The organism is Bradyrhizobium sp. HKCCYLRH1034 (assembly GCF_051168375.1).
Taxonomy (GTDB): domain Bacteria; phylum Pseudomonadota; class Alphaproteobacteria; order Rhizobiales; family Xanthobacteraceae; genus Bradyrhizobium.
In genome coordinates this window covers 177547-196069 of the sequence record NZ_JBNPUW010000002.1, presented here as the reverse complement: position 1 = coordinate 196069, position 18523 = coordinate 177547, and the positions used below count along the sequence as shown (strand labels likewise).

15 protein-coding genes are annotated in these 18523 nt (G+C 62.4%); 3 read left to right on the top strand and 12 right to left on the bottom strand.

Features of this window, described 5'->3' with window-relative positions:
* Positions 1 to 6 precede the first annotated feature (6 nt).
* From narJ to ACQR0W_RS04720, 4 genes are read right to left on the bottom strand one after another with little or no spacing between them, the layout of a single operon-like run.
* On the bottom strand, positions 7 to 717 hold the full coding sequence (narJ, locus tag ACQR0W_RS04735; RefSeq protein ID WP_316186751.1) for a nitrate reductase molybdenum cofactor assembly chaperone: 711 nt from the start codon (positions 715 to 717) through the stop codon (positions 7 to 9).
* Positions 717 to 2237, bottom strand: a complete 1521-nt coding sequence (narH, locus tag ACQR0W_RS04730; protein WP_315714234.1) for a nitrate reductase subunit beta — start codon at positions 2235 to 2237, stop codon at positions 717 to 719. The genes narJ and narH overlap by 1 nt, the downstream gene beginning before the upstream one ends.
* A complete protein-coding gene (locus tag ACQR0W_RS04725) occupies positions 2234 to 5986 on the bottom strand; it encodes a nitrate reductase subunit alpha (protein ID WP_434840583.1) in 3753 nt (1250 codons plus the stop codon). The genes narH and ACQR0W_RS04725 overlap by 4 nt, the downstream gene beginning before the upstream one ends.
* Positions 5987 to 5997: 11 nt before the next feature.
* Positions 5998 to 8742, bottom strand: a complete 2745-nt coding sequence (locus ACQR0W_RS04720) for a nitrate/nitrite transporter (RefSeq protein WP_315750138.1) — start codon at positions 8740 to 8742, stop codon at positions 5998 to 6000.
* 197 nt (positions 8743 to 8939) lie between these two features.
* Between ACQR0W_RS04720 and ACQR0W_RS04715 the strand changes: the two genes are divergently transcribed.
* Entirely contained in the window at positions 8940 to 9638 is a 699-nt protein-coding gene (locus tag ACQR0W_RS04715) for a helix-turn-helix domain-containing protein (protein WP_315827697.1), read from the top strand.
* 680 nt (positions 9639 to 10318) lie between these two features.
* Here ACQR0W_RS04715 and ACQR0W_RS04710 read toward each other — a convergent pair.
* Both ACQR0W_RS04710 and ACQR0W_RS04705 read right to left on the bottom strand, forming a co-directional pair.
* A complete protein-coding gene (locus ACQR0W_RS04710) occupies positions 10319 to 10828 on the bottom strand; it encodes a TetR/AcrR family transcriptional regulator (RefSeq protein ID WP_316169258.1) in 510 nt (169 codons plus the stop codon).
* Positions 10812 to 11003, bottom strand: coding sequence for a hypothetical protein (locus ACQR0W_RS04705; RefSeq protein WP_316169259.1), 192 nt, complete (start codon positions 11001 to 11003; stop codon positions 10812 to 10814). Before ACQR0W_RS04705 ends, ACQR0W_RS04710 begins: the two co-directional genes overlap by 17 nt.
* On the opposite strand from ACQR0W_RS04705, the gene ACQR0W_RS04700 reads away from it, so the two are divergent.
* Together ACQR0W_RS04700 and ACQR0W_RS04695 are read left to right on the top strand one after the other, a co-directional pair.
* Positions 10987 to 11769 (top strand): SDR family NAD(P)-dependent oxidoreductase, encoded by a 783-nt coding sequence (locus ACQR0W_RS04700; protein WP_316169260.1) that lies wholly within the window; start codon positions 10987 to 10989, stop codon positions 11767 to 11769. The genes ACQR0W_RS04705 and ACQR0W_RS04700 overlap by 17 nt on opposite strands.
* Before the next feature lie 124 nt (positions 11770 to 11893).
* A complete protein-coding gene (locus ACQR0W_RS04695; protein WP_316169261.1) occupies positions 11894 to 12829 on the top strand; it encodes an alpha/beta fold hydrolase in 936 nt (311 codons plus the stop codon).
* A gap of 156 nt (positions 12830 to 12985) precedes the next feature.
* Here the strand turns inward: ACQR0W_RS04695 and ACQR0W_RS04690 are convergent, their stop codons facing one another.
* The 6 genes from ACQR0W_RS04690 to ACQR0W_RS04665 form a co-directional block, all read right to left on the bottom strand.
* Positions 12986 to 13474, bottom strand: a complete 489-nt coding sequence (locus ACQR0W_RS04690; protein ID WP_316172568.1) for a MaoC family dehydratase — start codon at positions 13472 to 13474, stop codon at positions 12986 to 12988.
* A gap of 235 nt (positions 13475 to 13709) precedes the next feature.
* Positions 13710 to 15530: an AMP-binding protein gene (locus tag ACQR0W_RS04685; protein WP_316169263.1), complete on the bottom strand. Its 1821-nt coding sequence runs from the start codon at positions 15528 to 15530 to the stop codon at positions 13710 to 13712.
* Positions 15531 to 15676: 146 nt separating this feature from the next.
* Positions 15677 to 16846 (bottom strand): iron-containing alcohol dehydrogenase, encoded by a 1170-nt coding sequence (locus ACQR0W_RS04680; protein WP_316169264.1) that lies wholly within the window; start codon positions 16844 to 16846, stop codon positions 15677 to 15679.
* Between the two features lie 146 nt (positions 16847 to 16992).
* Positions 16993 to 17706, bottom strand: a complete 714-nt coding sequence (locus ACQR0W_RS04675) for an SDR family NAD(P)-dependent oxidoreductase (RefSeq protein WP_316169265.1) — start codon at positions 17704 to 17706, stop codon at positions 16993 to 16995.
* Complete coding sequence (locus tag ACQR0W_RS04670; RefSeq protein WP_316169266.1) at positions 17703 to 17831, bottom strand: DsbA family protein; 129 nt, start codon at positions 17829 to 17831, stop codon at positions 17703 to 17705. The genes ACQR0W_RS04675 and ACQR0W_RS04670 overlap by 4 nt, the downstream gene beginning before the upstream one ends.
* 4 nt (positions 17832 to 17835) lie before the next feature.
* Positions 17836 to 18285, bottom strand: a complete 450-nt coding sequence (locus tag ACQR0W_RS04665; protein ID WP_316169267.1) for a DsbA family protein — start codon at positions 18283 to 18285, stop codon at positions 17836 to 17838.
* Between the last annotated feature and the right edge of the window lie 238 nt (positions 18286 to 18523).

Below are 18523 nucleotides of genomic sequence, written 5' to 3'. Positions count from 1 at the left end.
AATCCCTCATTGCAACTGTGACGGCGGCGCGTTGACCGCACGTTTGGCGTGGCGCAGTTTTGCGATCAGATTGTCGTGCCCACAGGCTGCCTGGTCGCCCCCTCCCGGGCCGAACCTGACCTCTTCATCCTCCCAGGCCGCGTCGAGCGCGTGCAGGTCCATCGGATCCACGTCCGCCGCCTTCAGCAGCTCATCGACGATCTCCGCGCGGGGCTGATCCGCGGCGATCTGGAGCAGCGCATCGAACGCCGCCCGATAGCTCGACTGCCGACGCCCCAATCGTTCCGCGAGCGCGGCGATGATGTGGCTGGTCTGGCCAAGCAACTCGCGCGCGTCCGCAAGCTCCCGGGTGGCGAGAAATTCGAGGAACAGCGGCAGATAATCCGGCAGCTCGTTGCCGGCGATGACGAGGTTCGCACGGTCATACATGGCCCGCAGGTCGACCATGGCCTGGCCGCGGTCGCGGCCTTCGCCATGAACGTGCTCGAACAGATGCAGCGCCAGGGTCTTGCTGCGGTCGAACAGCAGGCCGTAGCGCTCCTGCAGGTCGTAGACGTCGCCCGTGGCGATCTCCTGCAGCAGCACATCGAGCTCCCGGCGAATGCCAGGCTGGACGAGGCCTTCCTGGTCGAGCACCCGCGCGAGCTCCGGGATGGCCGTGATCAATTCCCCGCTCGGATAGTTCAGCAATGCCGACAGCACCTTGAACGTCTTCATCAGGCGACCTCCATCGGGTTCTTGGCCTTACGCGGCGATCCGAACAGGTTGACTTCGCTTTCGCCCCCGGAGCAGCCGTTGCCGAACGAGAAGCCGCAGGAGCCGCGGATATCAAACGCGTCGGCACCGAGCTCGCGGTGCGCGGTCGGGATCACGAAGCGGTCCTCGTAGTTGGCGATCGCCATGATGTGGTACATGTCGTCGATCTGCGGGCCGCTCAGGCCGACGCGCCTTGCGATCGCCTCGTCGACCACGCCGTCGATGGTCTTGGCCCGCATATAGGCACGCATGGCCAGCATTCGCTCGAGCGCCAGCGTCACCGGCTTCTCGTCGCCCGCAGTCAGCAGATTGGCGAGGTACCGCATCGGAATGCGCAAGGATTTGACGTCGGGCATCTCGCCATCGTGCCCGATCTTGCCGGACGAGGCCGCCGACGTGATCGGCGACAGCGGCGGCACATACCAGACCATCGGCAGGGTCCGATATTCCGGGTGCAAGGGGAAGGCGACCTTCCATTCCATCGCCATCTTCCAGATCGGCGACCGTATCGCCGCCTCCAGCCATGCATGAGGGATGCCCTGGCGCTCGGCTTCCGCAAGCACGTTCGGATCGCTCGGATCGAGAAAGATGTCGAGCTGGGCCTGGTAGAGATCGCCCTCGTCGGGCTTGGCCGCGGCCTCTGCGATACGGTCCGCGTCATACAACACGACACCGAGATAGCGAATGCGCCCGACACAGGTCTCGGAGCACACGGTCGGCTGCCCCGCCTCGATCCGAGGATAGCAGAAGATGCACTTCTCCGATTTTCCCGAGGACCAGTTATAATAGATCTTCTTGTATGGACAGCCGGAGACGCACATTCTCCAGCCGCGGCACTTGTCCTGATCGATGAGGACGATGCCGTCCTCCTCACGCTTGTAGATCGCGCCGGACGGGCAGGATGCGACGCATGCCGGATTGAGGCAATGCTCGCACAGCCGCGGCAGATACATCATGAAGGTGTTCTCGAACTGGCCGTAGATCTCCTTCTGCACGCCGTCGAAATTGATGTCATGAGAGCGCTTGGCGAATTCGCCGCCCAGGATCTCTTCCCAGTTCGGTCCCCACTCGATCTTTTCCATCCGCTCTCCAGACACCAGCGAGCGCGGCCGTGCCGTCGGCATCGCAGATGCCTCGGGCGCACTTTGCAGGTGCTGATAGTCGAAGGTGAACGGCTCGTAGTAGTCATCGATCTCGGGGAGGTCGGGATTGGCGAAGATATTCGCCAGAACCCGCCACTTGCCGCCGATCCGCGGCTGGATCGACCCGTCGCGATTGCGCGACCAGCCTCCCTTCCAGCGGGACTGGTTCTCCCAATCCTTGGGATAGCCAACGCCCGGTTTGGTCTCGACATTGTTGAACCACGCGTATTCCATCCCCTCGCGGCTGGTCCAGACGTTCTTGCAGGTCACGCTGCAGGTGTGGCAGCCGATGCACTTGTCGAGATTGAGCACCATTGCGATCTGAGCACGGATCTTCATTCTGCAGCCTCCGAGGGGGTCGTGGCCGACCGGTCAGCAGTCGGCTGGTCCAGCCAATCAATCTTCGACATCTTCCGGACGATGACGAACTCGTCGCGGTTGGCGCCGACCGTGCCGTAGTAGTTGAAGCCATAGGCCTGCTGAGCGTAGCCCCCGATCATGTGCGTCGGCTTCGGAACGACACGCGTGACCGAATTGTGGATGCCGCCGCGCTGCCCCGTCTGCTCGGAGCCCGGCACGTTCACGATCTTCTCCTGAGCATGATACATCATGCACATGCCCTGCTTGACCCGCTGCGAGACCACTGCGCGCGCAACCAGCGCGCCATTGGTGTTGTAGGCCTCGATCCAGTCATTGTCGGCGATACCGGCACCCTTTGCGTCGATCTCGCTGATCCACACGATGGGACCGCCGCGCGACAGGGTCAGCATCAGGAGGTTGTCAGTATAGGTGGAGTGGATGCCCCACTTCTGGTGGGGCGTAATGAAGTTCAGGATGACGGACGCATTGCCGTTCGGCTTGCGATCGATCACCGGCTTGACGGTCTTGGTATCGATCGGCGGCCGATAGACGCAGAAGCCCTCGCCGAAGGCCCTCATCCATAGGTGATCCTGATAGAGCTGCTGCCTGCCGGTCAGTGTCCGCCAGGGGATCAGCTCGTGGACATTGGTGTAGCCGGCGTTGTAGCAGACCTTCTCCGACTCGAGCCCCGACCAGATCGGCGACGAGATGATCTTGCGCGGCTGCGCGACGACGTCGCGGAATCGGATCTTCTCGTCCTCCTTCGGAATGGCGAGATGAGCATGGTCGCGGCCGGTGAATTGCTCCAGGGACGACCACGCCTTGACCGCGACCTCGCCATTGGTTTCCGGCGCCAGGCTGAGGATCACCTCGCAAGCGTCGACCGCACTGTCGATGCGAGCCAGCCCCCGGGTCGGCCCGTCGTCGGCGACGACGCCGTTGAGACGCTTCAGGAGCTCGACCTCATGGTCGGTGTTCCAGGTCATCCCCTTGCCGCCATTGCCGAGCTTGTTCATCAACGGTCCAAGCGAGGTGAAGCGCTTGTAGAGATTCGGATAATCACGTTCGACCACGGTGACTGCTGGCATGGTCTTGCCGGGGATCGGATCGATCTCGCCCTGCTTCCAGTCCTTGACGTCGAACGCCTGCGCGATTTCGCCCGGACTGTCATGCATGATCGGCGTCAGCACGACGTCCTTCTCGACCCCGAGCACTTCGGGCGCGACCCTGGAGAAGGCCTCGGCGATCCCCTTGTAGATGTCCCAATCGCTGCGCGATTCCCACACCGGATCGATCGCCGCCGAGAGCGGATGGATGAATGGATGCATGTCGGACGTATTGAGGTCGTTCTTCTCGTACCAAGTGGCCGTCGGCAGCACGACGTCCGAATACATGCACGTGGTCGACATCCGGAAGTCGAGCGTGACCAGCAGATCGAGCTTTCCTTCCGGGGCCTCTTCGTGCCAAGCGACCTCGACCGGTCTATTGTGGCCCTGGTCGCCGAGATCCTTGCCGATCACGCCATGCTTGGTGCCGAGCAGATGCTTGAGGAAGTATTCGTGGCCCTTGCCTGAGGCGCCGAGCAGATTGGAGCGCCAGACGAACAGGTTGCGGGGCCAGTTCTTCGGATGGTCGGGATCCTCGCAGGCGAGCTTCAGCTCGCCCGACTTCAAGGCCTTCGCGACGTAGTCCTTCGGCTCCAGGCCCGCGGCGGCGGAGCGCTTCGATACCTCGATCGGATTGGCCTGCAGTTGCGGCGCGGACGGCAGCCATCCCATGCGCTCCGCGCGGACATTGTAGTCGATCAGCGCTCCCTCCCAAGAACCGGCCGGTGCGGTCGGTGAGAGAATCTCGCTGACATTGACCGTCTCGTAGCGCCATTGGTCGGTGTGAGCGTAGAACGCCGAAGTCGAATTCATCTGCCTCGGCGGGCGCCCCCAATCGAGCGCAAAGGCGAGCGGCGTCCAGCCCGACTGCGGCCGCAGCTTTTCCTGCCCCACATAATGCGACCAGCCACCGCCGGACTGGCCGACACAGCCGCACATCACCAGCATGTTGATGATGCCGCGATAGTTCATGTCCATGTGGTACCAGTGGTTCAGACCGGCCCCGACGATGACCATCGAGCGCCCCCGGGTCTTGGACGCGTTCGAGGCAAACTCGCGGGCAACCGCGATGATCTGGCCGCGCGGCACGCCGCAGATCGCCTCGGCCCATGCCGGAGTGTACGGTTCCAGATCGTCGTAGCTCCTGCCGAGGTGGTCGCCGCCGAAGCCGCGATCGACGCCATAATTGGCGGCGAACAGATCGAACACAGTGGCCACGACCGCCTCGCCATCGGCAAGACGAAGTCGCTTCACCGGCACGTTGCGGGTCAGCACATCCGGATGATTGGTGCCGCTGAAGTGATCGTGCTGACGGTTGCCGAAATAGGGGAATCCCACCGGTGCGATGTCGTCCTCGATGCCGGCCAGAGACAGCCGCAGCCGGGTGTCGTTGTTCGCCGAGCTCTTCTCTTCCAGGCTCCACTTGCCTTTTTCGCCCCAGCGGAAGCCGACCGATCCCTTGGGCACGACAATGGCCCCGCTGATCTCATCATAGGCGGCGGTCTTCCATTCGGGATTGTTGGCCTCGTCGAGAGATGTGGCGAAATCCGAGGCGCGCACGAACCGCTCAGGAACGAGCCGTCCCTCGGATTTCACCAGCCGCACCAGAAATGGCATATCCGTATACTGGCGCACATAGTCGTTGAAGTACGGCGTCTGCCGGTCGATGTGAAACTCCTTGAGGATCACGTGACCCATCGCCATCGCGAGCGCCGCGTCGGTGCCCTGCTTCGGCGACAGCCAGAGATCGGCGAATTTCGCAGCCTCGGAATAATCCGGGCAGACAACGACGCTCTTGGTCCCCTTGTAGCGTACCTCCGTGTAGAAGTGCGCATCCGGCGTACGCGTCTGTGGCACGTTGGAGCCCCACAGCATCAGGAAGCCTGAATTGTACCAGTCCGCGCTTTCAGGTACGTCGGTCTGCTCGCCCCAGGTCTGTGGCGAGGCCGGCGGCAGGTCGCAATACCAATCGTAGAACGACATGCAGACGCCGCCGAGCAGCGACAGATAGCGCGCGCCGGCCGCGTAGCTCACCATGGACATCGCCGGGATAGGCGAAAATCCGAACACGCGGTCCGGACCATGGGCTCTGACCGTATAGGCATTGGCTGCCGCGATCAGCTCATTGACCTCGGCCCAACTCGCCCGCACGAAGCCGCCCAGTCCGCGCTTCTGCACATAGTCCGAGCGCTTGCCCGGATTCTCGACGATCGACTTCCAGGCTGCGACCGGCGTCATCCGCGCTCGCGCCTCGCGCCACAGCCTGAGCAGCCGCGAGCGCACCAGCGGATATTTCACCCGGTTTCCGGAATAGAGGTACCAGCTGTAGCTCGCGCCGCGGGCGCAGCCGCGCGGCTCATGATTGGGAAGATCAGGGCGCGTCCGGGGGTAGTCGGTCTGCTGGGTCTCCCAGGTGACGATGCCGCCCTTGACGTAGACCTTCCACGAGCAGGAGCCGGTGCAGTTCACGCCGTGCGTCGAGCGCACGATCTTGTCGTGCTGCCAGCGCTTGCGATAGCCCTCCTCCCAGGAACGGTCCTCGGTCGTCGTCACGCCGTGTCCGCCTGCGAACTCCTCCTTGGCCCGGGTGAAGAAGGTCAGCCTATCGAGAAAATGGCTCATCTTTTACGTCCTCATTCAGCGGGTTGGGCAGCGGCCGCGATCGCCCGGCGCCGTTCGACATCGTGCAGGACGCCGCCCTTGCGGGTGTAGACGGCCCAGGTGATCAGCACGCAGGTGACGTAGAAGCCGAAGAAGCCCCATAGGGCGGCTTGCACGCCGCCGGTGAGGTCGATCGAGGTGCCGTAGGATTTGGGAATGAAGAATGCGCCGAAGGCGGCAATCGCGGAGGTGAAGCCGGTGATGGCGGCGGATTCCTTTTCGGCCTGGCGCAGCCGCGTCTCCGCGTCCGCGGTCGGCATGAGCCGGGTCATTTCCTGGCGCATGATGTTGGGGATCATCTGGAAGGTCGACGCATTGCCGACGCCGGTCGCGAAGAACAGCAGCAGGAACATCGCGAAGAAGCCCCAGAATGCACCGGGCTGATCCTTGATGCCGAGGAAGTAGAGCACCCCGAGCACGCCGGCCATCATCAGCAGGAACACCCCGACGGTCACGCGCCCGCCGCCCCATTTGTCGGCCATCCAGCCCGTCGCGGACCGCGACAAGGCACCCACCAGCGGCCCGAGGAATGCGAACTGCAACGCGTCGACGGCCGGGAACTGGGTCTTCGCCAGCAGCGGGAAGCCCGCAGAATAGCCGATGAACGAGCCGAACGTGCCGGTGTAGAGCCAGCACATGATCCAGTTGTGCCGCCGCTGGAAGATGACGGCCTGATCAGCGAAGGACGCTTTCGCGGAGGCGATGTCGTTCATCCCGAACCAGGCGGCGAAAGCACTGGCGACGATGAACGGCACCCAGACGAAGCCGGCGTTCTGAAGCCAGATCGGCATCGGCTGCGACCCGCTCGTTGCCATCGCCGGATCTCCGCCGAACCAGCCGAACACGCCGACCGTGATGACGATTGGCACCACGAACTGGACCACGCTGACGCCGAGATTGCCGAGGCCGGCATTGAGCGCGAGCGCGTTGCCCTTCTCGGCGCGGGGAAAGAAGAAGGAGATGTTGGCCATCGACGAGGCGAAATTGCCGCCGCCAAAGCCGCACAACAGCGCCAGTATCAGGAACACCGGATAGGGCGTTGCGGGATTCTGCACCGCATAGCCGATTCCGATCGCGGGTATCAGCAGCGACCACGTGGCCAGCGTGGTCCACAGCCGGCCGCCGAAGATCGGCACCATGAAGGAGTAGAAGATGCGCAGAACTGCACCGGAGATCCCAGGCAGCGACGCCAGCCAGAACAGCTCATCGGTCGTGAACTTGAAGCCGACCGAAGGCAGCTTCGCAACCACGACAGACCAGACCTGCCAGACCGCGAAGGACAACAGCAGCGCCGGAATGGAGATCCAGAGATTGCGTCGCGCGATGGCTCGGCCCTGCTCCCTCCAGAACGTGTCGTCCTCAGGCCGCCAGTCGGTGAGAACCGCGCCGGACAGGGCTCCGATGTGCTCGGGCCGGTGGATCTCCTCCATTTCGGGCAGCTCCGGCAGCCGCTTCAGCGCCTCGCCGGCAACGCCGCGCTCCATCTGCCGGATCGAGAGATGCATCCAGACCAGCGCGACCCCGACGAGCAGGAAGAGCAGCATGAAGCAGCTGGTTCGCAGACCGGTGAGATCGACCAGCGCGCCGAACGCGATCGGGAGCACGAATCCGCCGAGCCCGCCGATCATGCCGACCAGGCCGCCGACGGCTCCGACATTGTTCGGATAGTAGACGGGGATGTGCTTGTAGACGGCGGCCTTGCCGAGCGCCATGAAGAAGCCGAGCACGAAGACGATGACGACGAACGGGACGAGCCCCATCTCCAGATGAAAGCCGACCTTTCCGTTGACGGTCGTCACGACGTAGTCCGTCGGCGGGTAGGACAACAGGAAGGTCGCCGCGACACCGACCAGAAATGTCCAGTACATCACGCGACGGGCACCGAAGCGATCGGACAAGTGTCCGCCATAGGCGCGAAACACGCTGGCCGGAAACGAGAACATGGCGGCCATCATGCCGGCCGACTGGATTCCGACGCCGTAGACCTTGATCAGGTATTGCGGCAGCCACAGCGACAGCGCGACGAAGGCGCCGAAAACGAAGAAGTAGTACAGCGCGAAGCGCCAGACCTGGATGTTCTTGAGCGGCGCGAGCTCGAGCCAGGCGCTGCCGGCCTTCTGCTTGCGCTGCCTTCGCGAGCGGACCACCGGGTCCTCCTCGGAGAACAGCCAGAAGACGATCGCCATGACGCCGATCGCGAGCGCCCATATCTGGGCCACGGTCTGCCAGCCATAGGCGACCAGCACGAACGGCGCGACGAACTTGGTGACGGCGGCGCCCACATTGCCGGCGCCAAAGATTCCCAGCGCAGTGCCCTGCTTGGCCGTCGGATAGAACCGCGACACATAGGCGACGCCGACCGCGAACGAGCCACCGGCGATTCCTACGAAGAGCGCGGCGACGAGAAATTGCGGATAGGTATGCGCCCAGGTCAGGAGATAGGTCGCGACCGCCGCGGCGAGCATCACGACGGTGTAGACGCGGCGCCCGCCATACTGATCGGTCCAGATGCCGAGCATCAGCCGGATCAGCGAGCCGCTCAGGATCGGGGTGCCGATCAGGAGACCGAACTCGGTTTCGTTCAGATCCAGCTCTTGCTTGATCCGGATGCCGATGATCGAGAAGATCGTCCACACCGCAAAGCAGATCGTGAACGAGATTGTTGAGAGCCAGAGTGCTCGCGTTCGGTGCTCAGGGCTGAAATCTACGGCGTCCATGGTGGCCTCGACGTATGGCTTCGACGCCGCAGCAGTTATTCGGGGGACCAGGAAAAGGTTTTGCGATGCATCAACCGGACGGTCCGGTCGGCCACAATCTGCCAAATGTCCCAGATCGAATTGTCAGACTGCACGTATGCAATTGACTTTTGTCACAGTTCGGCGCGATAGCGGGTGAGTGACTCTTGGAGCTTCGCTTGCGCCCCGACGAACTCGCCCAGTTGAAGACGCTGCCGCTGTTTGCGGACCTCAGCGAGGAGAACCTGAAGCGGTTGCTCGGCGCGGCTCTGCTGCAGCAATTTCCGCCCGGGGTGCGGTTGGCTCGCGAGGGAGATCAGGCCGACTTCCTGCATGTGCTGATTGGCGGGTTGGTGGAAATCTACACCGAGCTCGACGAGGCCGAGTGGGGCATCTCACTGCTGCGTCCCGTGTCGACCTTCATACTTGCTGCAGTCGTCGTCGATCAGGCGTATCTCAATTCAGCCCGCACGCTGACGGAGTCGCGGGTGCTGCTGATCCCCGCCCGCGATGTAAGGGCGCTCTTCGACGAAGACATCGCATTCGCACGGATTGTTGCTCAGGAGCTGGCGTATGCCTATCGCGCTTCTGTCAAGAAGCTGAAGGGCACCCTGGCCCGGTCGAGCATCGAGCGCCTCGCCAACTGGATCCTCGCCGAGGCCCAGCGCGAGCCGGGGCATGCGAATATCGTCATCCCATTCGACCGCGGCACGCTGGCCTCCCACATCGGCACGACGCGCGAAAACCTGTCACGCAGTCTCGCCCAACTTACGAGCCATGGGGTTCGCGTCCGCGGACGAGAGATCGTCATCGACCACAAGGAGCGGTTGGAGCTGTTTGCCCGGCCAAAGCCCCTGATCGACGATCCCGGCTCGTAGGCTTCTTTTGCGATCGGTCCTGCCCCTCTGTTGGGAACGGCAAATCAGCAGAGTACGGAAACGGAGCCGTCGATATAGTTCTTCTCCGCCGCACACCCACCCCGCGTGGCAGTCGCTGGGACGCCCCGAAACCGATGGGCCCTGGAACGTGCGGCCGGCAAAGCCGTGATCGCGGGCGATGCCGAGGAAAGCAAACCGGACCCGGTGGAAACGGTCACAGCCTCACCGCTTGGCGGAGAGGCGTATCCGAGCCGAATGAAGCGAGTGCAGGGAAAGGTGGTCGCGGGGGAGCGCTACCGCCTTTCCCCACAGCCGGCGGACCTACGATACTTCCTGCAATCCTACGCATAACGAGGCTCCTTGGTGCTGGCTCGGTCAGCACCTCATGCTGGACCATCGCTTCCGGCCTCGGACCCGCGTTCCAGGCGAGGCTCGGGCCGCCGTTGGATTTCTGCGCTAAGCGGTCCATGAAGCGTTCCGACATCGGCAGAGGTGATTGCGATGCGCACAGAAAGGTTTGGCGCCTACTAGGCGGGAGCACCTTCAGGACCGTCTTTTGGCGATCTTCGGCGTTGCGCCCTCTTCGAGCACGTATCGAATTGACCGCCCGCTTCGCCAGCGAGGATCTGCGCGACGGCTTTGGACAGGCGACTATGACCGCACTTTGGGAATTCCAGCTCTCAGGGCTCCGCGCCGAGGAACGCGCGGGTCGCCCGTAGGATTTCGTCCGACAGTTCTTCTGAATCGGAGATGCGCGCGAGCAACATCGCCCCAATCATCGCTGCCCAACTGCCGATCGCCGCGACACGCTTCTGTTGCGGATCGTCACCTGGCGCCGAGGCCATGAATTGTTCGATCTGCCGGCGCATCTCCTCGGTCAGGACGCGGCGTGTGGGCGCCGGCGCCCGCGACATCTCGGGCCCGAGCGCCGCGAAGACGCATCCCGCCCCCGCCGCATCCCGATGTTCTGGCCGCAGATACGCGCGGGCGAAGCCGCGGACATCCGTCGGCAGCAGGGGTTGACGCCTGCTGGCCTCGAAAACGTCCGCCAGGGCCTCGGTCACGAGCTCCTGTTTGCTCGCAAAGTGCCTTGGAAAGCCGCCGTGCGTCAGCCCCGCTGCGTCCATGATCTCCGCGACGGTAACACCGTCAATTCCCTTTTCCCGGAACAACTTAGCGGCCGAGTTCACGATCGCCCGCCTGCTCTCCGCCTTCTGCTCCCGGCTTCTTGCCAAAATAAATCTCCCTCAGTTCAAAAATGTAGATGACAAACATCATCTTTGCAAGTAGATGATGATTGTCATCTACATTTTGGGAACAGATTGGCCCCTCCCACGGAGAAGAAGACATGTCCACTGCACTCATTACTGGCGCCTCCAGCGGCATCGGCGCCGTCTATGCGCGGCGCCTCGCCGCGCGCGGCCATGACCTCGTCCTCGTCGCTCGCGCGACGGAGCGAATGGCGGCCCTGGCCGCGGAACTGCGCAAGGCGCACGGGATTGCCGTCGAAGTCCTGACAGCGGATTTGACGGATGCCGCGCAGCTGCAAATGGTGGCGAACCGGCTCCGTTCGGGCAGCCCAGTCGAGATTCTGGTCAACAACGCTGGCGCGGCGCTGCTCGGCCCGTTCGAGGCGGCGGATCCCGCCGCCATGGAGCAACTGCTCAAGCTCAATGTGACTGCGCCGACCCTGCTGGCTTCGGCGGCGATCGGGGGCATGGTGAAACGCGGAAGCGGCGCCATCATCAATCTCGGTTCGGTCGTGTCGTTCATGCCCGCGTTTTTCCCGGGCATCTATTCGGCGACCAAGTCTTACGTGCTCACGTTCTCGCAGGGGCTGGCGGCCGAGGTCGGGCCCAAGGGCGTCTACGTCCAGGCCGTGGTACCGGCGGCAACCAGGACCGAAATCTGGGAACGGGCGGGTGCCGATCTCTCGAAAATTCCCAATCTCATGGGCGTCGAGGACCTGGTCGACGCGGCGCTGGTCGGCTTCGATCGCCGCGAAGCCGTGACGATACCGCCCCTTTCGGACCTGGGCCTCTGGGAGGCGTTCGAGGGCGCACGCGCGGTTCTGCCCTCAGGTTTGGGGGCGCAGCCCGCCGAGCGCTACCGCGCGCGCGCCAGCGCCTAGTCCCAATGCTCCGATCGGCCGGCGATACCGGCCGATCGGTACTCCCGCTCCTCATCTCGAAACGCGTAGCCATCCCTTCGATCCAGCGTGCAGCCTCAATGCTGCCTCATCAGGAATTGCGGACATGAACTCTCAATCTCGTCGCACGATGATCACCGCCGGAGCGCTGGGCGCTGCGGCACTTGCGCTACCGCTGAAGGCGCAGGCCGCCGCCAGTTCGGCGACCGCCTCCACCCAGCTCGTCGACGTTGGCGGACGCCGCCTCGCCTATCGATCCGTCGGCACGGGCAAGCCGCTGGTCCTGTGCAACCGTTTTCGAGGCGTCCTCGATCTTTGGGATCCCGCCTTCATCGACGGATTGGCCGCACAGGGCTTTCAGGTCGTAACCTTCGACTATTCAGGCCTTGGTCAGTCGACTGGCGAAAAATCCTACAATCCGATGTCGCTCGCGAAGGATGGCAAGGATCTCATCGAGGCACTCGGCCTCAAGGAGGTCGCGATCGGTGGATGGTCGATCGGTGGGATCGCCGCGCAGATCTTGCTGGCAATGACCGGGCCGATGGCAACTCATGTGGTTCTGTTGGCTACGACACCTCCGGGCCCGCTGGTCAAGACGGGCGAACAACTCTTCTATGATACCGCGGCAATCCCCGGCATCGCATTGGAGCAGTTCACGACTGTGTTCTTCGAACCTGCGGACGCAGGCAGCCGGGCGGCTTCAAAGCGCTCGTTCGATCGCATCATGGCGCGAAAGAAAGACCGCAGCCCCGACGTTCCGGCCGACTGGGCCATGGCGCAGATCGGCAACACGCCGCGTAACCCGGTGTTTCCATCAGACCAGATTTTGCAGCTCTTGAAGACGACGTCGGTTCCGATCCTGCACCTGGGAGCCGACCACGACATCGTGTTCCCGATCGAAAACTGGTATGCGTTGAATCGACAGCTGCCGACCCTTCATCTGATCACCTATGCGCGAGCCGGGCACGGGCCGCATCATCAATATCCGGACGAGGCTTCCGCCCAAATCGGCGCTTTCATCAAGGCCGCCAGCAAGGGCTGAACATTTTCGAGGCCGCGGAGCGAGGGGCAGTTGGACACAAGAGATAACCGCTAACTGCTCCCTCTCTTCCGCGGCAGACCTTGCGAGCAGAGCATAATGTTCGCGGCTCTTCTTCGCTATGTCGACCGGACGCAGATGGAAAGTATCCGCGGCGAATTAGATGACGACTGCTTCGGCGAAATAGGCCACTCCGAGCCATTCGGCGATCAACGCGGGTTTTTGCGCCCCCTCGATCTCAACAGTGACCTCCAACTTGGTGGCCACCTCCTTCGGATTGCGAGCCGTCATATCCAGAAGTTTGAATCTGGCCCGCACCCGACCTCCGGATCGTACGGCGGACACAAATCGTATCCTGTCGAAACCATAGTTGACCGCCATGACTCTCCCCGAAAGCTTCGGAAGCGCGTCAAACGCCATCGGCGCAAGCAAAGAAAGCGTCAGGAAGCCGTGAGCGACGGTTCCGGCAAACGGCGTCTCGGCGGCCTTCACCGGATCTATGTGGATGAATTGCCAATCCTCCGTAATGTCGGCGAATTGGTCGATGCGAGATTGGTCAATCTCGAACCAGCGTGACACGCCGACCTCCTTGCCCACCATTGCCGCATATTCCTTCGGCGAAATGTCAGGCAGGCTCGATCCTTTCATTGCCCTCTTCCTCGTTAGAGACCGATGATTTATTCCGCGTGAGCCGAGTCTGCGCCGCACCGACCATCGGCTCTCCTCTGATGAGGTCGACTGTCAGGCGCCGACGAGCGTCTCAACTTCAGCCGATGGCTTCGCCGCGATGACAACGTCTGAGATGGATGGACCTTGCTCAGAGCCGGTTCAGCGCCACCTCGGACCTTCACTTCCAGAAGCACTCCTTGCGAAGTCGGGGCACTCAGATGAAGGTCACATCTTCAGCAGGTGACCCGGCATACAATTCCTCAACGCTATGCGCTCGGTGGCCGAGTACAGCCCGCTGATTTACATAGGCCTTGTCGGTGATTTCACCAGCGGCAAGCGACGGAAGCTCCTTCAGCAACTTGAATGAGCGGATTCGTTCGCTGCTTCCGACTGTTTCGTTGTGTGCCCGAAAGCACTCTCTCAGGAATGCCAGCACGCCTGGATCTCGCTCGAGATCGCCAACGGGCGCGGAGGCGTGTTGTTTGGCTTGGCTGGGATTTAGCCAGGCAAGAACCGCGCATTGGTCCCGGCTTTCGCCCGCAATGACGACGTCCTGAAGAACGCCACGCGTTGCGCCCAGGATGGCCGCCCTGAGGTTCCCGACAACCACCCAGGTCCCGTTCGTGAGCTTGAAGTTTTCGGAAAGACGGCCCGTGAATCTCAATCCGAGATGCGGCTGCTCCGGGTCGAGGAAAGCCACGGTGTCTCCAACCCGGTAGTAGCCCTCCTCGTCGAATGCACTTTCCGTGAGATCGGATCTGCCGAAGTATCCCGGCGTGACGTTCGGCCCCTTTACGCGAACCTCGTAACTGTTTCCCGCAGGCAGCAGCTTGAGCCTGAGACCAGGTCCAGGAAGGCCGACCTCTCCCGGTTCCTCGGTGGCCCAGTGCGTCGTGCTAATCGTTGGCGCCGTTTCGGTCGTGCCGTACCCAGACATGACGGGAATGCGGCGGCCGGTCGCACGCAATGACAGGTCATAGAGCTTGTCCAGTGTGGACTGCGGAATTGCCGCTCCGGCGTAGGTCATTCGCTCCATGCGGTTGAAGAAGGTATTTCTGAAATGCTCGTCCGCTTCGAGAACATCACACAGGAGCGTGTAGCCGCCGGGCACGTTGAACATCGCTGTGGGGGAAATTTCCCTCAGGTTGGCGATGGTCTTATGGAAGAGTTGTGGGACGGGGCGTCCGTCGTCGATGTAGAGCGTCCCCCCATTCTTCAGGGTGCCCTGCAGAATGACATTGCCCCCCATCGTGTGATGCCAGGGCAACCACTCGACCTGAACCGGAGCTTGGTTTGCCGGCGCCAGCAGACTGCCCATTTCGAGGGCGCATGCCATCATGCGATGCGTGTTGATGACGCCCTTCGGCAGGCCGGTCGAGCCCGACGTGAACAGAATTTTTGCGATGGCGTCACGATCGAGGTTTCCGAACCGCCGCTGAAACTCCGAGGTTGGTCGTCCCTCGTACAGGGCCTCAAGCGGCAGAAGCCCGTCGGATCCACCGCATGCGATCCAAGTCGCCTCCTCCAGCCCACTAACTGATCGGGCTGCCGCAAAGGCGCTGCCGTCCTGGACGAATACAAATGATGGCCTGAGCAGCCGAGCGATGTCCGTCAAGCGGGACAGCCCGCCCGGCATCAATGTATAGTTGGGCGAAATGGGAGCGACGGCCATCCCGATCGACATGGCCGCGAACATGACGATTGCATGCTCGATCGAATTCCCGGAGAGAATTGCAATCCTGTCGCCCGGCTGAGCTCCGCGATCGATCAACCCCTGACCTACGGACTGAGTCCGTAGCCACATCTGCCGATACGAGATCTTTTGCCACCCGGCAGCTTCGCGTTGCGCCAGAAAGACGCGATCGGGCTCCTGCATCGCCCATACGGGTAGAAAGTCGGTGATCGACCAGCCCGGCTCGACGAAGTTGATCGGCGACCTCAGGATGAGGCTTCCATCGGGATGCGCTTCGATACTGACCTCGCGTGGAGCGAAGTTGACGTCAGACGTGGCGCGCGCGGCAACATTCGTCGTCATGGATTTCCTCCGCTCCCATTCACGAGCGACTTGAACACTCTGCAATTTGCTCGCCTTCCGTTCGGCCGGTCTATCCGATTGAAATAGACGAGCTTTGTACCGACCGTACGGCCCACCGCATCCCCTGGCCGCCGGGCTGACACGCGCTAAGCGGCCATCCGGAGAATCTTAACGATGTCTTCGGGGCCTTTGATCGGACGCGGGTTTGCGCGCGTGAAAACCGAAAGCATCGCGTTCCGTCCGATCAGATCGAATTTGTCCTCGGTCACGCCAACTTCAGACAATCGACGCGGGAGCTCCAACTGTCGTATAAATTCGGCGAAGGTCTCGCTTGCTTTCGCCCCCGGCACTCCCCAAGCTTCGGCGAGCTTGTCTTGTGCTCCAGCCGTATCCGGGCGATTGAACTCCAGCACGCTGGGCATCATGACCGCGGTGCAAAAGTAATGCGGCACATCGCATGTACCGCCAAGCACGTGTCCGATAGCATGGCTCGCCCCCATCGGAACCCGACACTGCAGCCCGAAGGCGGACAGCCACGACCCGAGTTGGCAGGATTGCCGGGCCTCAAGATCGTCCGGATTCATTTTTGTCGCGAGCAGCCCGTCATAGAGATAGCGCAGTCCTCGCAGGCAAACGCTTTCGACGAGGGGATCGCCTCTCGGCGAGCAGACGGCTTCGATCCCGTGGTCCATCGCGCGCGTTCCGGAGCCGAGCCACAAGTTTTGGGGCGTGTGAACCGTAATCGCGGGATCGAGGATGATCGAACGAGGCATCATCAAGGGATGGTGAAAGATCTGCTTCAGTTTCCGCCGTGTATCGGTAACGAGGCTACCGGCGTTGTATTCGCCGCCGGACAATGTACTCGGGATGGCGACCATCCTGACGCTCGGGGCTCGAAACGGACCAGGGCGCGGGCCCTCCGGGGTCGAGACTACTTCAAACCCGTCGAGGCCGCCCTCATCGGTGATCTTGTGCTCAATGCACATCAGAACGATTTTTGCCGCGTCGACGACAGAACCGCCGCCGACGGCCACGATCAGGTCGGCGCCCGCCCCGACCGCCCTTGCGGCTGCAGCTACGGCAGACGTACGGGTGGTGTGCTGCGGGACCCCATCAAACGTCCCCGCATACCTAGAACCTAATGCTTTGCGGATCTTTTCGATCTCGTCGGTTTTCGTATTCAACGTATGGCTGGCAATCAGAAACACCCTGTGCGCGTTGAGCCGCTCCGCCTCCTCGGCCAGCGCTTGCCCGGCAGGCTTTCCGAAGATCACCTGATCCATCGGGGGATATTGATGAAGTCCAACCTTGATCATGGGCTCTCTCCTAAAAAGAGGTTGTCGTCGCACCAACCGGGAGTTGGCTGTTTCCTCCCGATCAGTCAGGCGGGCTGCCCGATGACGGTTAAGATGTGGAGCGCGGCGCCAACACCGCGAACGACGACGGACCGCTCGCCCCGGGTCTACCAGGGTTCGCGGTACGGTCGCACTTCCGCGAGGAAAGACCACGCCGAGCGGTCCTGATGCGCGATGTGGTAGATTTCCTCGGCGATCGCCGCGGGTTTGATGAAGAAATCGTCGGGCGCGTCCTTCATTCGCTCCCGCTGCCACGGCACGTCAATGACCGCATCGATGACCAGATAAGCCACGTGAATCCCCTGCGGGCCGAGGTCGCGCGCGATCGACTCGGCGAGGATACGCTGAGCTGCCTTCGTCGGCGCAAAACCCGCGAAGTTCGCCTTTCCTCGCAGAGCCGACGTGTTGCCCGTTACGAGGAGCGCTCCGCCGCCAGCCGCTATCATTGGGGGCGCGACGTGCCGCGCGAGATGGAGCAGTGCCATCACGTTTGTCTCGAAATTGGCTCGGAGAACCTCGGGACCTACCTCCTGAAACTTTCCGAACGCCCCGCCAACCGCATTATGGACAACGACCTTCGGCGGGCCGGACCGCCGGTCGATCTCGTCGAGCACCCGCGCGAGCGCTGCCGAGTCCGAGACGTCACACGCCATCGGAATACTCGACGGAATCTCCGCCGATAGCGCGTCCAGGCGCGCCTTGTCGCGCGCGAGCATCGCGACGCGATACCCTCCGGCCGCGAACCGCCTGACGATAGCAGAGCCGGTACCAGGTCCGACTCCGGTGACAATTGCCAGCGGCTGCGCATCAATCTTGCTCATGCTGCCCTCAGTGCTTCGCGAATGAATTCAAGGCGGTCATTGTCGAAAAACATTTCGTCGTTCACGATGAAGGTCGGCGCGCCGGTGATGCCACGCGCTCCCGCCGCTTCACTTCTCTGCGTCAACCGATCATCCAATTCTCTGCCTATCGGCTCTGGAAGCAACTTGGGGGTCACGTATTCCGGAAGCTTCAAGGATCCGCACCAGATCCCCGGCTGTGCTCCGCGGCAAGCCATGTCGCCAGAACGCCGGAAAGATCGCCGCAACGACCTCCTTGGCGAGACCGCAATCTTCCGCCGCGAGCACCGCGCGCTGCAGCCTGCGGCCGTCGATCGATTTTATGTCCTTATGCCGGCTCAGCGGTACGCCGTATCTCTTCGCCCAGCGCTGTAGATCTGCGCCGGCGTATTTGCCTTTGGCCGGACAGGTCAAGGTCGTCGGCGTGTTACCGCCCTGCTTCATGGCTGCGACGATATCTACAGGATGGTAGCTCAGCTCAGCATCCAGCGTGCCGAGCTGAGAGTGGGCGAGATAGGAATAAGGACTGCGAAAGTCGAAATAGAAGTCGATGCTGGTCATTGCGCTCGTCATCCAACTCCCCGGCAGAAGCAGCGGAGCCTGCCAAGACGGAATGTTAAGACGCCTTGAGTCTGGGCCAGACGAATTCGACCGCCCCGGTCGCCTTGAGCTTGCCGCCCCCTGATGCGCGGACAACCTCCAAATTCCAAAAATTGGGGTCGAGCGCCCATTTTCCCTCCTGAAACAGTGGCTTCGGCGCAGACGACAGCCATCAGTCTCTTCTTGTGATTGACCCGAC

Bases quoted from the DNA above. Each gene is read 5' to 3' on its own strand.
- ACQR0W_RS04690 (WP_316172568.1), bottom strand. From the start codon at position 13,474: ATGAAAGGATCGAGCCTGCCTGACATTTCGCCGAAGGAATATGCGGCA.
- ACQR0W_RS04720 (WP_315750138.1), bottom strand. From the start codon at position 8,742: ATGGACGCCGTAGATTTCAGCCCTGAGCACCGAACGCGAGCACTCTGG.
- narH (WP_315714234.1), bottom strand. From the start codon at position 2,237: ATGAAGATCCGTGCTCAGATCGCAATGGTGCTCAATCTCGACAAGTGC.
- ACQR0W_RS04665 (WP_316169267.1), bottom strand. From the start codon at position 18,285: ATGACCAGCATCGACTTCTATTTCGACTTTCGCAGTCCTTATTCCTAT.
- ACQR0W_RS04695 (WP_316169261.1), top strand. From the start codon at position 11,894: ATGAACTCTCAATCTCGTCGCACGATGATCACCGCCGGAGCGCTGGGC.
- ACQR0W_RS04675 (WP_316169265.1), bottom strand. From the start codon at position 17,706: ATGAGCAAGATTGATGCGCAGCCGCTGGCAATTGTCACCGGAGTCGGA.
- ACQR0W_RS04705 (WP_316169259.1), bottom strand. From the start codon at position 11,003: ATGAGTGCAGTGGACATGTCTTCTTCTCCGTGGGAGGGGCCAATCTGT.
- ACQR0W_RS04700 (WP_316169260.1), top strand. From the start codon at position 10,987: ATGTCCACTGCACTCATTACTGGCGCCTCCAGCGGCATCGGCGCCGTC.
- narJ (WP_316186751.1), bottom strand. From the start codon at position 717: ATGAAGACGTTCAAGGTGCTGTCGGCATTGCTGAACTATCCGAGCGGG.
- ACQR0W_RS04680 (WP_316169264.1), bottom strand. From the start codon at position 16,846: ATGATCAAGGTTGGACTTCATCAATATCCCCCGATGGATCAGGTGATC.
- ACQR0W_RS04685 (WP_316169263.1), bottom strand. From the start codon at position 15,530: ATGACGACGAATGTTGCCGCGCGCGCCACGTCTGACGTCAACTTCGCT.
- ACQR0W_RS04725 (WP_434840583.1), bottom strand. From the start codon at position 5,986: ATGAGCCATTTTCTCGATAGGCTGACCTTCTTCACCCGGGCCAAGGAG.